Annotated in this window: 13 protein-coding genes; 3 read left to right on the forward strand and 10 right to left on the reverse strand. The window is 62.3% G+C overall.

All coding sequences use genetic code 11. The features are described from left to right. Window positions 1–49 precede the first annotated feature (49 nt). Window positions 50–826: an ABC transporter substrate-binding protein gene (locus MOQ67_RS13070; protein ID WP_198717254.1), complete on the forward strand. Its 777-nt coding sequence runs from the start codon at window positions 50–52 to the stop codon at window positions 824–826. A 92-nt stretch (window positions 827–918) separates the two neighbouring features. Here MOQ67_RS13070 and MOQ67_RS13075 read toward each other — a convergent pair whose 3' ends face one another. From MOQ67_RS13075 to MOQ67_RS13085, 3 genes are read right to left on the reverse strand one after another with little or no spacing between them, the layout of a single operon-like run. Further along, window positions 919–1545 (reverse strand): helix-turn-helix transcriptional regulator, encoded by a 627-nt coding sequence (locus MOQ67_RS13075; RefSeq protein WP_017847913.1) that lies wholly within the window; start codon window positions 1543–1545, stop codon window positions 919–921. Further along, window positions 1545–2678: an NAD(P)/FAD-dependent oxidoreductase gene (locus tag MOQ67_RS13080; RefSeq protein WP_108525586.1), complete on the reverse strand. Its 1134-nt coding sequence runs from the start codon at window positions 2676–2678 to the stop codon at window positions 1545–1547. The genes MOQ67_RS13075 and MOQ67_RS13080 overlap by 1 nt, the downstream gene beginning before the upstream one ends. Window positions 2679–2699: 21 nt before the next feature. Then, entirely contained in the window at window positions 2700–3647 is a 948-nt protein-coding gene (locus MOQ67_RS13085; RefSeq protein WP_017847911.1) for an ornithine cyclodeaminase family protein, read from the reverse strand. Window positions 3648–3821: 174 nt separating this feature from the next. Between MOQ67_RS13085 and MOQ67_RS13090 the strand changes: the two genes are divergently transcribed. Then, a complete protein-coding gene (locus MOQ67_RS13090; RefSeq protein WP_198717253.1) occupies window positions 3822–5333 on the forward strand; it encodes a trypsin-like serine peptidase in 1512 nt (503 codons plus the stop codon). A 5-nt stretch (window positions 5334–5338) separates the two neighbouring features. Here MOQ67_RS13090 and MOQ67_RS13095 read toward each other — a convergent pair whose 3' ends face one another. Then, window positions 5339–6277, reverse strand: coding sequence for a LysR family transcriptional regulator (locus MOQ67_RS13095; protein WP_102618279.1), 939 nt, complete (start codon window positions 6275–6277; stop codon window positions 5339–5341). A 109-nt stretch (window positions 6278–6386) separates the two neighbouring features. On the opposite strand from MOQ67_RS13095, the gene MOQ67_RS13100 reads away from it, so the two are divergent. Continuing rightward, window positions 6387–7886 carry a CoA-acylating methylmalonate-semialdehyde dehydrogenase gene (locus tag MOQ67_RS13100; protein ID WP_198717252.1) on the forward strand — a complete coding sequence of 500 codons (1500 nt, stop codon included), beginning with the start codon at window positions 6387–6389 and terminating at the stop codon, window positions 7884–7886. A 129-nt stretch (window positions 7887–8015) separates the two neighbouring features. Here the strand turns inward: MOQ67_RS13100 and MOQ67_RS13105 are convergent, their stop codons facing one another. The 6 genes from MOQ67_RS13105 to xylF all read right to left on the reverse strand — a co-directional run bounded on the left by MOQ67_RS13105 (window position 8016) and on the right by xylF (window position 14121). Beyond that, a complete protein-coding gene (locus tag MOQ67_RS13105) occupies window positions 8016–8324 on the reverse strand; it encodes a DUF6124 family protein (RefSeq protein WP_057005912.1) in 309 nt (102 codons plus the stop codon). Between the two features lie 448 nt (window positions 8325–8772). After that, window positions 8773–9081 (reverse strand): DUF6124 family protein, encoded by a 309-nt coding sequence (locus MOQ67_RS13110; protein ID WP_448675933.1) that lies wholly within the window; start codon window positions 9079–9081, stop codon window positions 8773–8775. Between the two features lie 452 nt (window positions 9082–9533). Further along, the gene (locus MOQ67_RS13115; RefSeq protein WP_169881414.1) at window positions 9534–9842 is read right to left on the reverse strand and encodes a DUF6124 family protein; all 309 of its coding nucleotides are present in this window, start codon (window positions 9840–9842) and stop codon (window positions 9534–9536) included. Between the two features lie 463 nt (window positions 9843–10305). Next, window positions 10306–11442, reverse strand: coding sequence for a sugar ABC transporter permease (locus MOQ67_RS13120; RefSeq protein ID WP_198717251.1), 1137 nt, complete (start codon window positions 11440–11442; stop codon window positions 10306–10308). After that, on the reverse strand, window positions 11443–12987 hold the full coding sequence (gene xylG, locus MOQ67_RS13125) for a D-xylose ABC transporter ATP-binding protein (protein WP_108526648.1): 1545 nt from the start codon (window positions 12985–12987) through the stop codon (window positions 11443–11445). It lies immediately after the preceding gene. A 135-nt stretch (window positions 12988–13122) separates the two neighbouring features. Then, window positions 13123–14121 carry a D-xylose ABC transporter substrate-binding protein gene (xylF, locus tag MOQ67_RS13130; RefSeq protein ID WP_017847900.1) on the reverse strand — a complete coding sequence of 333 codons (999 nt, stop codon included), beginning with the start codon at window positions 14119–14121 and terminating at the stop codon, window positions 13123–13125. Between the last annotated feature and the right edge of the window lie 200 nt (window positions 14122–14321).

Here is a 14321-nt window from a genome sequence, read left to right on the forward strand (position 1 = left end):
CTTTTTCTTCAATCTTGCCAAATCGACAATAACTTGCGAGACCACGACCATGAAGAAACGCTCCCTCATCACCGCCCTGGCCCTGAGCCTGTTCGCTTACGGCCACGCCCTGGCCGCCGAGAAAACCCTGCGCATCGGCATCGAGGCGGCTTACCCGCCGTTCGCATCGAAGACCCAGGAAGGCACAATCGTCGGGTTCGACTATGACATCGGCAACGCTTTGTGCGCGCAGATGAAAGTCAAGTGTGTGTGGGTCGAAGGCGAGTTCGATGGGCTGATTCCTTCGCTGAAAGTGAAGAAAATCGACATGGCCTTGTCGTCCATGACCATCAACGAAGACCGCAAGAAGTCGGTGGATTTCACCCACAAGTATTACTTCACCTCATCGCGCCTGGTGATGAAGGACGGCGCGGTGGTGGACGACCAGTACGCCAGCCTCAAAGGCAAGACCGTCGGCGTGCAGCGGGCCACCACCACCGACCGGTATGCTACCGAGGTGTTCGAACCCAAGGGCATCAACGTCAAGCGCTACAGCAATAACGAAGAAATCTACATGGACCTGGCGGCGGGGCGCCTGGATGCGATCTTTGCCGACACCATCCCCCTGAGTGACTTCCTGTCGCTGCCGCGAGGCCAGGGTTATGCGTTTGTCGGGCCGGAGCTCAAAGACCCGAAATACGTGGGCGAGGGCGCCGGCATTGCGGTGCGCAAGGGCAATAGCGCGTTGGTCAGTGAGTTGAATGCGGCCATCGACGGCATCCGCGCCAATGGCGAGTACCAGAAGATTTCCGCGCAGTACTTCAAGTCCGATATCTACGGCGACTGATGCTGAATACGCACTTGAAAACGCTGTAGGTCAGTGTGAGAGCTGTCGAGCCCTGGCAAGCCCGCTCTCACATTTGATCGCGGCTGCCGGCTTCAGCCCTTCAGTTCCTTCAAGTGCTTGTAGACCGTTGCCCGCCCCATGCCCAACACATTGGCCACGTAGTTCGAGGCGCTCTTGCCCTTGAACGCGCCTTCGGCGTGCAGCGCCAGCACCAGCTCGCGCTTGTGGTCGCGGGTCAGCAGGTTCAGGCTCAACTGGCGTTCGCGCAGCCAGGCGTGCAAGAAGGTGTTGATCCGTTCCTGCCAGTCATCGCGAAACAGTGAGTCCGGTTGCGGGATCAGCTTGCTGGGTGACAGAAACAGGTCCAGCGCCGCCTTGGCGTTTTCGAACAGCGAGATATTCAGGTTGATGCACAGCACGGCCAGCGGGCGACCTTTGTGGTCGCGCAGCACGGTGCTCAGGCTGCGGATTTTCTGACCGTCCCAGTTGAGCTTTTCGTAGGGGCCGATATTCACTTCGCGGATGTCGTCGCTCAGCATGTCTTCCAGCGCCGAATCGTCACCGATGGCCCGTTTCGACAGGTTGTTGGCGATGTAGTCGACCTTTTGCGTGCGCAGGTCGTGCAGCACCACTTCGGCGTGGGGGAAGAACAACGTGGCGATCGCATCGGCGATCGCACGGAAGTTCTGCAGGACCTTGTCTTGTTCAGCGGTGTTCATCAATGCGGCTCCAGGCGTTCGGGGGAGAGCATACCAGCGTCCAGGCCGAACCGCGTCAGTGGCTCCGGTAGCGCCGCGCCGCGCACCAAGGCCGCGCTGGCCTGGCCCATCGCGGGCGAGGTCTGGATGCCGTACCCGCCCTGTGCCGCCACCCAGAACAGCCCGGCCACCCGCGGATCGAAGCCGGACAGCAAATCACCGTCGTGGACAAAACTGCGCAGGCCGGCCCAGGTGCGGGTCGGGCGGCGGATGGTCAGGGTGGTGGCTTCTTCGATCTGGTGGATCCCCATGGCGATGTCCAGTTCTTCGGGCTGGATGTCCTGGGGTTCCACCGGGTCGGCGTTGGCCGGCGAACCGAGGAACATGCCGGCATCGGGTTTCATGTAGAACGCTTCGTCGAGGGCCACCAGCATCGGCCAGGCGTGGCTGTCCACGCCTTCGGGGCCGGCGAAGATGAACGCCGAACGACGCTTGGGTTGCAGGCCGACGGACGCGGCGCCGGCCAGCCCGCCGATATGGTCGGCCCACGCGCCGGCAGCGTTGATGATGATCGGCGCGGTGCAGGTTTCATGCTGGGTTTGTACGTGCCACAGGCCGTCGGCAGTGCGGTTCAGGCCCAGCACGTGGCTGTCGGTCCGCACTTCGCCGTGGTTGCGGCGGATGCCGCGCAGGTAGCCTTGGTGCAGGGCGTCGGTGTCGATGTCGCTGGCGGTCGGGTCGTAGATCGCCCCGTGGACTTTGTCACGCCGCAGGATCGGCAAGCGTGCACAGGCTTCGTCAGCACTCAGTCGTTCGACCTGCGACACGGTGGCCTTGGCGCTGAGGTATTGCTTGTCCAGTTCGGCCGGGTCGCCGCTGAAGTCCACAGTCATCTCGCCCCGGGGCGTGAGCAGCGGGTGTTCGCAGAAACCGGCGGGCGGGTTGTCGAAAAACGCCCGGCTGGCCAGGGTCAGTGCGCGCACTTGCGGGGTGCCGTAGGCGGCGCTGTAGAGCGCGGCCGAACGCCCGGTCGAGTGATAGCCGGGGTGGGCCTCACGCTCCAGTACCAGTACCTTGCCGTGGGGCGACAGCCAGAAACCCGTGGACGCGCCGGCAATCCCGCCGCCGATGATGATGAAGTCTGCGTGGCTCATGAACATCTCCTGAAGGTGGGGTTAGCGCTGCAGCTGGTACAGCGCGTTAGCCAGTGCAATGTCTTCCAGACCCAGCCCGATGGACCGGAAAAACACCGGGCGCTGGTAGTCCGGGCGCTGTGCCATGTCACTGAGTAGCTCGGGCAGGTCGCCCATCACCGCGCGTTTGTCCCAGCCGTGCTGTTCGCTGGCGATCAGCATTTCGCCGGCTGCGTCCGGAGTGGTCTGGCGATAGTCGCAGAATACCTGCATCGCGTTAAGGCTGTGGGGCGGCACTTCATGGGCGCGGGGCGCATTGGTGCTGATCGAAGTGATCAGCGCCGGTTTGCTCAGGTGCGCCGGGTCGAGCACCGGGCCGGCCGACGAGGTACACAGCATGATCACGTCGGCATCCGCCACGGCCGCCGCGCAGCTGTCGGCGATGCTCAGGCGCGGGTCGAGGCCGGTGAGCTGCGCGAGGGTGGCGGGGCTGGCGCTGGCCAGGCTCGGTGAAAACAGGCTGATGTGCTGCCAGTCCCGCAGGTTTTGCACGTAGCGCAAGTGCGCCTGGGCGACCTTGCCGCTGCCGATGATCGCCAGGCGCCGGGCGGCCAATGGCGCCAGGGCGTCCACCGCGAGGGCCGTGGTGGCGGCGGTGCGTGCGGTGGTCAGTTCATGGGCATCGCACAGCAGCAACGGTTGGCCGCTGTGCATCGACATCAACAGCGTCCAGGCCGTCACCAATGGCCCTTGCTCCCCTACGATGTACGGCGAAGTCTTGACCCCGTACACGCCGTCCTCGGCCAGCACGCCCAGGTAGTTGATGAAGTCGCCGGCGCCCTTCGGAAACGCCACTAACTGTTGCGGCGGTTGCACCGCCAGCCCGGCGGCGAGGTCGCGGAACAGCTTGTGCAGGATCTGGGGTACGTCGATCTGAGCGAGTAACTCGCGCGCTTGGGCCTGCTGGATGACATGGGGCGTGCTGGACATGGGGAACTCCGCTGTAAACTAATTTGTCCATTATGGACTTTTAGTCGTTGCTGGCAATATCCCGGCGAAAAAAATACGCTCAAGCCGGCCGCCCCCACATCTATGTAGGTCACCTGTTCGCCACGCCTCAAGTACGTTTCGGCACCACCCCTGTTGCCACCCGGACGTTCGACCATGCTGACCCGCTGCATTTTCCCCCTCGTGTTACTGCTGTTGCCTTGCCTTACCGGCCACACCCACGCCAGAGACCTGGCCGAGGGATTGAACGATGGCAGCGCCTCCCTGGCGCTGCAGAACCACGACCAGCGTTACGCGCTGTGGTCCGGTATCGGGTTGTTGAAAAATGCGATCGGCCAAACCTGCAACGCGGTGCTGCTGGACACCCGCAACCGCCAGAGCAAGGCCGTCGGCCCGGCGTATGTCTTGACCAGTGGGCATTGCGTGTACTTCAGCTTCGGCACGGCCCATGTCAACCAAGCCATCGAGGCGAGCATCACGTTCAATTATTTCCACGACACGCCGGCGCAACAGCGCACGTTTCGCATTAAAACGGCGCACTGGACCAGCATGGTCGGCACTGATCTGGCGGTGCTCGAACTGGATACCTCACTCGCCGGGCTGATCACCGACGGCATCATGCCGCTCAAGCTCGCCACCCATCAAAGTACCGGGGAACGTGAGGTCGTGAATGTCGGTTCGCCGAGCGGGTTTCGCCAGAAGGGCTTGCGTATGAGTGCCTGCAAGGAAACCGCGACCAACAGCTTTGTCGAGCATCCCGGGGTGTTTCCCGGTGCCCTGAAAAACCGCTGCAATGACCTGCAGTACGGCAGTTCCGGCAGCCCGATGCTGGACCGGCATACCAATGAAGTCACCGGCATTGTCAGCAAAGTCGCGGCGGTCATTAAAAAAGACATCCTCAACAACTGCCAGAACGTCTCGGCGTGTGAAGCGGCCAAGTTCAACTACAGCTATCCCGCCAACGACCTGCACCGTTGTTTTGTCGAGGGCCAATTCTCGAACGATACGCCTGCTTGCCAGCTCAAAGCCGTCGATATCCACCTTGAGGAACCCTGGAAGCTCAACCCCTATGTGCATATGCAACTGGGCGAATTCGGGCAGAGTGTGCAGCCCACCTGGAACATCAGGTTCTCGATCCAGGACCCGTTCTATCGCTTCAAGGCTGTGCGCAACGTCAATGAATGCAGGCTGCCCAATGGCTATCAACGTGCCATTGCGTCAACCCAGGGCTACATCAATCAGGCCATCGGCCCGGCGCTGGGGGCGTATGTGCTGTGCATCATCGGCGTCCAAACCCCCGGCGAGCCGTTGACGCCGGCCTTGCTGCACAATGCGTTCACCCACTCGGTGTTCTTGACCGACCCGGCGCCGGTCCCGCGCATCGGCCTGAACTACAGCGTCAACTGGGACGACCCGCAGACCGCCTTCAGCCACCATTACTTCTATGTGGACACCTCGGCGGAAGCTGCCTGCCGTGACAATGACGACGTCCGCTACATCCTCGCCACGGGCGGAACGAGTTACCCGCTCTCGCAACTGCCCGTCACCCTGTGCAGCTTTGCGCGTAACCCGGCGGGGCAACCTTCGGCGGTACGCACGGATGTGATCGAGCGATCCGCCTACCTGCCGCCCACCCAAACGCGCCAGCCGGCAGCGTCTCAGCGATGAGGCGGTCAACCCGTGACACGAAAGCCACCGGAGAGTTTTTCCTTCAGATAACCCACCAATGCACTTACGGACTTGGGTACATGGGGCGAGTAGGGCCGTATCAAGTAAATCTCATCGGCAAACGCGCCCTTGAGCGTCCAGCCCTTGAGCACCTGCACCAGCGTGCCGCCGGCCAGCGCCGCATGGGCGCTGAAATCCGGGAGCAGGGCGATGCCCAGGTGATTGAGCGCCGAGTCGCGCAAGGCTTCGCTGTTGTTGGTCGAGAAGCTTCCGGCGATCGGCACGGTGACCCGTTCGAGGGTTTTGCCGCCGCGCTCGAAGGTCCAGGCGGGCTGCTCGGTGCCGCGCGGGTAGTAGAGGCAGTTATGCGCGCTGAGCTCGCCGGGGGTGCGCGGTTCGCCGTGGCGTTGCAGGTAGTCGCGGGTGGCGACCAGCACCGAGGTGGTGTCGCACAGCTTCCATGCGACGTGGGTTTCCGGCACCTGAAAACCGTGGCGCACCGCCAGGTCGTAGCCTTCGGCGGCCAGTGAACTCAAGGCATCCGACACCTCCAACTGCACTCGCACCTGCGGGTACAGTTGCAGGAAGGCCGACAGGTGCGGCACCAGTTGCTGCCGGGCGAACGCGACCGGCGCGGTCAAGCGCACCAAGCCGCGGATTTCCCCGGCGGCGTCGCGCACCGAAGAAAAACTGCGGGCGATCTGTTCGTAGGCGCTGCGCACGTCCCGCGTCAGTGACTGCCCGGCGTCGGTCAGGCGCACGCTACGGGTGGTGCGGGTGACCAGGCGCGTGCCGGTGGCTTTTTCCAGGTCGCTGATGCGCTGGCTGACCGCCGACTTGCTCACCCCCAGGCGCGCCGCGGCGGCGGTGTAGGTGCCGTGTTCTTCCAGCACCGAGAGCCAGTGAATGTGGCTCCACAGCCCTTCGATCTCAGACTTTTCCATGGGGTTATTGTTCGCCTATAAGGACAATCAGTTCTGGATTCTGCTCTGGTTCGGAACAAATCGAAAGCCTATCGTGTGTCCCAACGCTACCCACCTGGGACCTACTGCCATGACCAGCACCGTCGAACACTACATCAACGACCAGCGCGTGAGCCGCGATGATCGCTATCAGGATGTCTACAACCCGGCCACCGGCGCCGTGACCGGGCGCGTCGCCCTGGCCAGCCGCCAGACCGTCGGCGAAGCCGTCGCCGCCGCCCAAGCCGCCTTCGCCAGTTGGGCCGATACCCCGCCGATCCGCCGCGCCCGCGTATTGTTCGAATACCTGCACCTGCTGCGCGCACGCAAGGACGACCTGGCGCGCATCATCGTCGCCGAACACGGCAAGGTGTTTACCGATGCCCAGGGCGAAGTCGACCGTGGCATCGACATCCTCGAATTCGCCTGCGGCATTCCCAACCTGCTCAAGGGCGAACACTCCGATCAGGTCTCGCGTGGCATGGATAACTGGACGATGCGCCAGCCCCTGGGCGTGGTCGCTGGCGTCACGCCGTTCAACTTCCCGGTGATGGTGCCGATGTGGATGTACCCGATCGCCATCGCGGCGGGCAACACCTTCATCCTCAAGCCCAGCCCGACCGACCCGAGCGCCGCGCTGTTCATGGCTGAGCTTTTGCGTGAAGCCGGTTTGCCCAGCGGCGTGTTCAACGTGGTGCAGGGCGACAAGGAAGCGGTGGACGCGCTGATCGAACACCCGGACGTCAAGGCCGTGAGCTTTGTCGGCTCCACGCCGATCGCCCAATACATCTACGAAACCGGTGCGCGCCACGGCAAGCGCGTGCAAGGCCTGGGCGGCGCGAAAAACCACATGGTGGTGATGCCCGACGCCGACATCGAACGCACCGTCGACGCGCTGATGGGCGCCGCCTATGGCAGTGCCGGCGAACGCTGCATGGCCATCTCCGTGGCGGTGCTGGTGGGCGATGTGGGTGACAAAGTCATCGCCGCCCTGACCGAGCGGGCCAAGCAACTGCGCATCACCGACGGCCGCGACCTCAAGGCCGAAATGGGCCCGATCGTCTCGCGCGCGGCACTGGAGCGCATCAGCGGCTATATCGAACAAGGCGTCCAGGCCGGCGCGCAACTGCTGCTCGACGGCCGCGATTACGTGCCGACCGAACCCGGCCTGGAAAACGGCTTCTGGCTCGGCGCGACCTTGTTCGACCATGTGACTCAAGAGATGAGCATCTACCGCGAAGAAATCTTCGGCCCAGTGCTGGCCTGCGTGCGCGTGAATGATTTTGCCGAAGCGGTGAAACTGGTCAACGACCACGAATTCGGCAACGGCGTCAGCTGCTTCACCCGCGACGGCAACATCGCCCGCGAATTCGCACGGCGTATCGAAGTGGGCATGGTCGGCATCAACGTACCGATCCCGGTGCCGATGGCCTGGCACGGCTTTGGCGGCTGGAAGAAGAGCCTGTTCGGCGATATGCATGCCTACGGCACCGAAGGCGTGCGCTTCTACACCAAGCAGAAGTCGATCATGCAGCGTTGGTCGGAGAGCATTGAGCAAGGTGCGGAGTTTGCGATGCCCGTCTCCAAATGACAGCCTAAGGAACACAGAGAAACCCATGTGGGAGGGGGCTTGCCCCCGATGACGGAGTAGCAGTCACTGCATGAGTGCCTGAACCACCGCTATCGGGAGCAAGCTCCCTCCCACATTTTTTGTGCGTGGTCAGGCAGTGGTCTTCGTGGGCTTGAGGCATTCGATGGAGCGGTCAACCGTGGTTTTGGCGATTTCCAGCAAATGCCACACCGCGAGGATCTTCGCCCGCTCCGGTTTCTCCAGCAGCTCCCCGCAATCCAGCGCCGTCGCCGAAGCGCTGTCCAGCAGACTGGCGGTGTAGAGCAGCGCGTCTTCGAAGCTCAGGTCTTCGTTGACGGCGTGGAAACCTTGGGTGGGCAGGTAATGGTCGATGGCGCGGTTGAAGGCAGCGCGGTCTTTGGTGGGATCGATGGGTGGGTCGGGTAGGGCTTTGGTCATGGTGAAACTCCTGTCTGATCAAGGAGACGGCACTCTTCGCGACTAAACGAAGGTGGCGGCTGTACGCAGGTTAGTCGACCGGTCAGAACAGGAACCCGGCGCGCCCGAAGGCGCCCTGCGCACAGCCACCATTGAGCTTCATGGGACCATGCGCCTGTTCTGAATCCGGGCGACTAAACCCGATCACTGATTTGGCAGTGACGGACCGCAGACTAGCCATCGATTCCAACAGGCACAAGGCGGCGCAGATTGTCTAGGAAACGTCCTGCAATTTAAAGCGACCCGGCTTGCTGGCCCTTTAAAAACCATGACCAAATGCCACTAACTCCAATGAAATGCGGTCCATGTGGGAGGGGGCTTGCCCCCGATGACGGAGTGGCAGTCACTGCATGAGTGCCTGAACCACCGCTATCGGGAGCAAGCTCCCTCCCACATTTTTTGTGCGTGGTCAGGCAGTGGGCTTCGTGGGCCTGAGGCATTCGATGGAGCGGTCAACCGTGGTTTTGGCGATTTCCAGCAAATGCCACACCGCGAGGATCTTCGCCCGCTCCGGTTTCTCCAGCAGCTCCCCGCAATCCAGCGCCGTCGCCGAAGCGCTGTCCAGCAGACTGGCGGTGTAGAGCAGGGCGTCTTCGAAGCTCAGGTCCTCGTTGACGGCGTGGAAACCTTGGGTGGGCAGGTAATGGTCGATGGCGCGGTTGAAGGCAGCGCGGTCTTTGGTGGGATCGATGGGTGGGTCGGGTAGGGCTTTGGTCATGGTGTAATTCCGTGATGGATTGAGATTCGCCACCCCGCCGCGACTAAACGTAGGGTGGCGGCTGTACGCAGGTTAGTCGACCGGTCATCACGAAAATCCGGCGCACCCGAAGGCGCCCTGCGCACAGCCACCATAAAAACTGATGGAAGACCGTGCACGTGATGAGAGGTCGGGCGACTAAACCCGATCACTGATTTGGCAGTGACGGACCGCAGACTAGCCATCGATTCCAACAGGCACAAGGCGGCGCAGATTGTCTAGGAAACGTCCTGCAATTTAAAGCGACCCGGCTTGCTGGCCCTTTAAAAACCATGACCAAATGCCACTAACTCCAATGAAATGCGGTCCATGTGGGAGGGGGCTTGCCCCCGATGGCGGAGTGGCAGTCACTGCATGAGTGCCTGAACCACCGCTATCGGGAGCAAGCTCCCTCCCACATTTTTTGTGCGTGGTCAGGCAGTGGTCTTCGTGGGCCTGAGGCATTCGATGGAGCGGTCAACCGTGGTTTTGGCGATTTCCAGCAAATGCCACACTGCCAGAATCTTCGCCCGCTCCGGTTTCTCCAGCAGCTCCCCGCAATCCAGCGCCGTCGCCGAAGCGCTGTCCAGCAAACTGGCGGTGTAGAGCAGGGCGTCTTCGAAGCTCAGGTCTTCGTTGACGGCGTGGAAACCTTGGGTGGGCAGGTAATGGTCGATGGCGCGGTTGAAGGCAGCGCGGTCTTTGGTGGGGTCGTGGGGTGGGTCGGGTAGGGCTTTGGTCATGGTGAAACTCCTGTCTGATCAAGGAGACGGCACTCTTCGCGACTAAACGAAGGTGGCGGCTGTACGCAGGTTAGTCGACCGGTCAGAACAGGAACCCGGCGCGCCCGAAGGCGCCCTGCGCACAGCCACCATTGAGCTTCATGGGACCATGCGCCTGTTCTGAATCCGGGCGACTAAACCCGATCACTGATTTGGCAGTGACGGACCGCAGACTAGCCATCGATTCCAACAGGCACAAGGCGGCGCAGATTGTCTAGGAAACGTCCTGCAATTTAAAGCGACCCGGCTTGCTGGCCCTTTAAAAACCATGACCAAATGCCACTAACTCCAATGAAATGCGGTCCATGTGGGAGGGAGCTTGCTCCCGATGGCGGTGGTTCAGGCACTCATGCAGTGACTGACCCACCGCCATCGGGGGCAAGTCGAACCGTCGCACCGCCCCTCCCACATGGGAGAGTGGGGCTCACCGCCGACCCGCCCGCGTACTCACATCCACCCACACCGCCAGCACCAAAATGCTGCCCTTCACAATCATCTGCCAGTAACTGTCCACATCCAGCATCGACATGCCGTTATCCAGGCTGGTAATCACCAGCGCCCCGAGCAGCGCGCCATACACCGTGCCCGAGCCGCCGCGCATGGAGGTGCCGCCGATAAAGCAGGCGGCGATGGCGTCGAGTTCGCCCATGTTGCCCGCCGACGGTGAACCGGCGGCGAGGCGTGCGGTGTTGACCAGGCCGGCGAGGGCGCACATCACGCCCATGATGCCGAAGATCCACAGTTTGACGGCCTGCACGTTGATGCCCGACAGGCGCGTGGCTTCCATGTTGCTGCCCACCGCATACACGCGGCGGCCGAATACGGTCTGGCTGGTGACGTAGCTGAACACGCCGAGCAGCACCAGCAACAGCAGCACCGGCACCGGGATGCCGTCGTAGCTGTTGAGGATGGTGACGAACCCGGCCAGCACCGCGCCGATCACCGCCACGCGCAGCACGTCGCGAGTCAATGAGTGTGAGGCCAAGCCATGCAGTGCACGGTTGCGCCGTTGTTTCCAGGTCAAAAACAGGGTCAGGGCAAACAGCAAAATCCCGAGGCCGATGCCCACCGCATGCGGCAGATAGCCCTGGCCCACGTACACCAGCGACGGCGACACCGGCGCGATGGTGGTGCCGCCGGTGATGCCCAGCAGAATCCCGCGAAACGCCAGCATGCCGCCCAAACCGACGATAAACGACGGGATGCGCAGGTACGCGGTCATGTAGCCGTTGGTTAAACCGATCATCAACCCGCACAGCGCCACCAGGCTCAGGTTGGCCAGCAGCGGCAGGTGATAGACCACGTCCAGAATCGCCGCGAGCCCGCCCAACAAGCCGAGCAACGAGCCCACCGACAAATCGATCTCGCCGCTGATGATCACCAGCACCATGCCGCACGCCAGAATCCCGGTGATCGACATCTGCCGCAGCAGGTTGGACAGGTTGCGCGGGGTGAGGAAACCGCCCTCGGTCTGCCAACTGAAAAACAGCCAGATGAACGCGACGGCGATCACCAACGCGAGCATTTTGTAGCGGGTAAACAGCTGTTTGAGCTGATTCATCTAAGCGGTCTTCCGATCATTATTATTTTGGCTGAGCGCAGCGGCGAGGACCTGTTCCTGGGTGAGGCCTTCGTTGATGAAATCCCCGCGCAACTGGCCGTCGCCGATCACCAGCACGCGGTTGGACACGCCGAGCACTTCGGCCAGTTCCGAGGAGACCATGATGATCGCCACGCCTTCGGCCGCCAGCGCGCCCATCAGTTTGTAGATCTCATACTTGGCGCCCACATCCACACCGCGCGTGGGCTCGTCGAGGATCAGCACCTTGGGCTTGGCCATGAGCATTTTCGCCAGCACGGCCTTTTGCTGATTGCCGCCGGACAGGCTGGTGATCGGCAAGAACGGGCTGGCGGTCTTGAGGTGCATGCGCGCGATCTGCCGGTCGATGCTGCCCAGTTCTGCCTCGGCGTCGATGCGCGTCAGGTGCGCGTAGGTGTCGAGTACCGCCAGGGTGATGTTCTGGCCCACGCCCAGGTCGGGAATGATGCCCTGGCGCTTGCGGTCCTCGGGCACCATGCACAGCCCGGCGCGGATCGATTTGAGCGGCGTGCGCGTGTCGATCAGTTGGCCATCGAGCCAGACTTCGGCGCTGTAGCGGCCGGGGTAGGCGCCGAACAAGGCCGAGACCAGCTCCGTGCGCCCGGCGCCGACCAGCCCGGCAATGCCGAGGATTTCCCCGCGCCTGAGTACGAAGGAGATGTCGTCCACGCGTTTGCGCTTGGGGTTGTCGACGTCGTAGCAGGTGACATGGCGCGCTTCGAACATCACCTCACCGATCTCATGCGGCTCGGTGGGGTAGAGGTTGCTCATTTCGCGCCCGACCATCTGCGTGATGATCCGGGGGATATCCATGTCGGCCATGGCGCTGGTCGCGATGTGCTGGCCGTCGCGGATCACCGTGATGGTGTCGCACACCGCCGCCACTTCATCGAGCTTGTGGGAGATGTACACGCAAGCCACGCCCTTGGCCTTGAGGCCCTTGATGATCTCCAGCAGTACCTCGATTTCCGAGCGGGTCAGGGCCGAGGAGGGCTCGTCGAGAATCAGCAGGCGCGCCTGTTTATTCAGGGCCTTGGCGATCTCCACCAGTTGCTGGTAGCCACCGCCATACTGCGACACCGGCAGCGCGACGTTCATGTCCGGCACCTTCAGCTCGCGCATCAACGCTTCGGCGCGGTGCAGCATCGCCGGGTAGTTCATGCGCCCGCCGGGCAGGGTCAGCTCGTGGCCCATGAAGATGTTCTCGGCCACCGACAGGTCCGGCACCAGGGTCAGTTCCTGGTGAATGATGACGATGCCGGCGGCCTCGGTTTCGCTGATCGACTGGGCCCTGAGCGGCTGGCCGTCCCAGAGAATTTCGCCGTCCCAGGTGCCATGGGGATAAACCGCCGACAGCACCTTCATCAAGGTGGATTTACCGGCACCGTTCTCGCCGCACAGGCCGACACATTCCCCCGGCCGTACCTTGATATCGATGCCGTTGAGCGCGTTGACACCGCCAAAGCGTTTGACGATGCCGTTCATTTGCAGCAGGTAGTGCGACATGGCGATGGCTCACACAAAAGGCCGAAGAAACGCGGTTTCCCGTAGGAGCGAGCTTGCTCGCGAAGAACCCCCAGGCAACGCGCACATCCAGGATGCCCGCGTCATCGTTGACGTTTTTCGCGGGCAAGCCCGCTCCTACAGGCCGATCTGCTCTTTGGTGTAGAAGCCGTCCTTCTCCAACAGGTCGATATTGGCCTTGGTCAGCGGGGTCGGGGTGAGCAGGATGGTGTCGACTTTCTTGCTGCCGTTGTCGTATTGCGAGCTGTAGGTGGGCTTCTCGTTGCGCGCCAGTTGCACCGAGAGCTTGGCGGCTTCGGTGGCGATCAGTTTGAGCGGCTTGTACACGGTCATGGTCTGGGTGCCGTCGATCACGCGCTTGACGGCGGCGAGGTCGGCGTCTTGCCCGGAGATCGGCACCTTGCCCGCCAGTTTCTGCGCGGCCAGGGCCTGGATCGCACCGCCGGCGGTGGCGTCGTTGGAGGCGACGATGGCGTCGATCTTATTGTTGTTCCGGGTCAGGGCGTTTTCGACGATGCTCAGGGCTTCGGTCGGGTTCCATTCCTTGACCCACTGCTGGCCGACAATCTTGATGTCGCCCTTGTCGATGGCCGGTTGCAGCACCTTCATCTGGCCTTCGCGCAGGACCTTGGCATTGTTGTCGGTGGGCGCGCCGCCGAGCAGGAAATAGTTGCCCTTGGGCGCCGCCTGCAGCACGCCATTGGCCTGCATCTCGCCGACCTTTTCGTTATCGAAGGAGATGTAGGCGTCGATATCCGCGTTGAGAATCAGGCGGTCATACGACACCACCTTGATCCCGGCCTTCTTGGCTTCGGCGATGGCGTTGGTCAGCACGGTGGCGTTGAACGGCACGATCACGATCACGTCGACGCCGCGGGAGATCAGGTTTTCGATCTGGGAAATCTGCTTTTGCTCGTTGGCATCGGCCGACTGCACAAACACCTTGGCATCGAGTTTTTCCGCCGCCGCGACGAAGTAGTCACGATCGCGGGACCAGCGTTCCAGGCGCAGGTCGTCAATGGAAAAACCGATTTTCGGATGGGCCGGATCGGCCATGACCGGCAGGGCGAGCAGGGCCAGGGCAGAGGCGAGCAGGGTGCGTTTAAATGACTTCATGGTGGTGCGTCCTTTTATTGTTGTTGGAAAGACACAGCGTGATGCGGGTAGAACTGTAGAGCGTCCCTCGACGCTCTGTGCGTAGATTTGTCGCGCAAATGTCACCGCCGCCCCCTGTGTAGGAGCGAGCTTGCTCGCGAAAATCGCGAACTCGACACGTTTATCCAGGCATCACGCGTCATCGTTGACGTTTTTCGCGA

The sequence above is a fragment of the Pseudomonas sp. LY-1 genome (genome assembly GCF_053502595.1).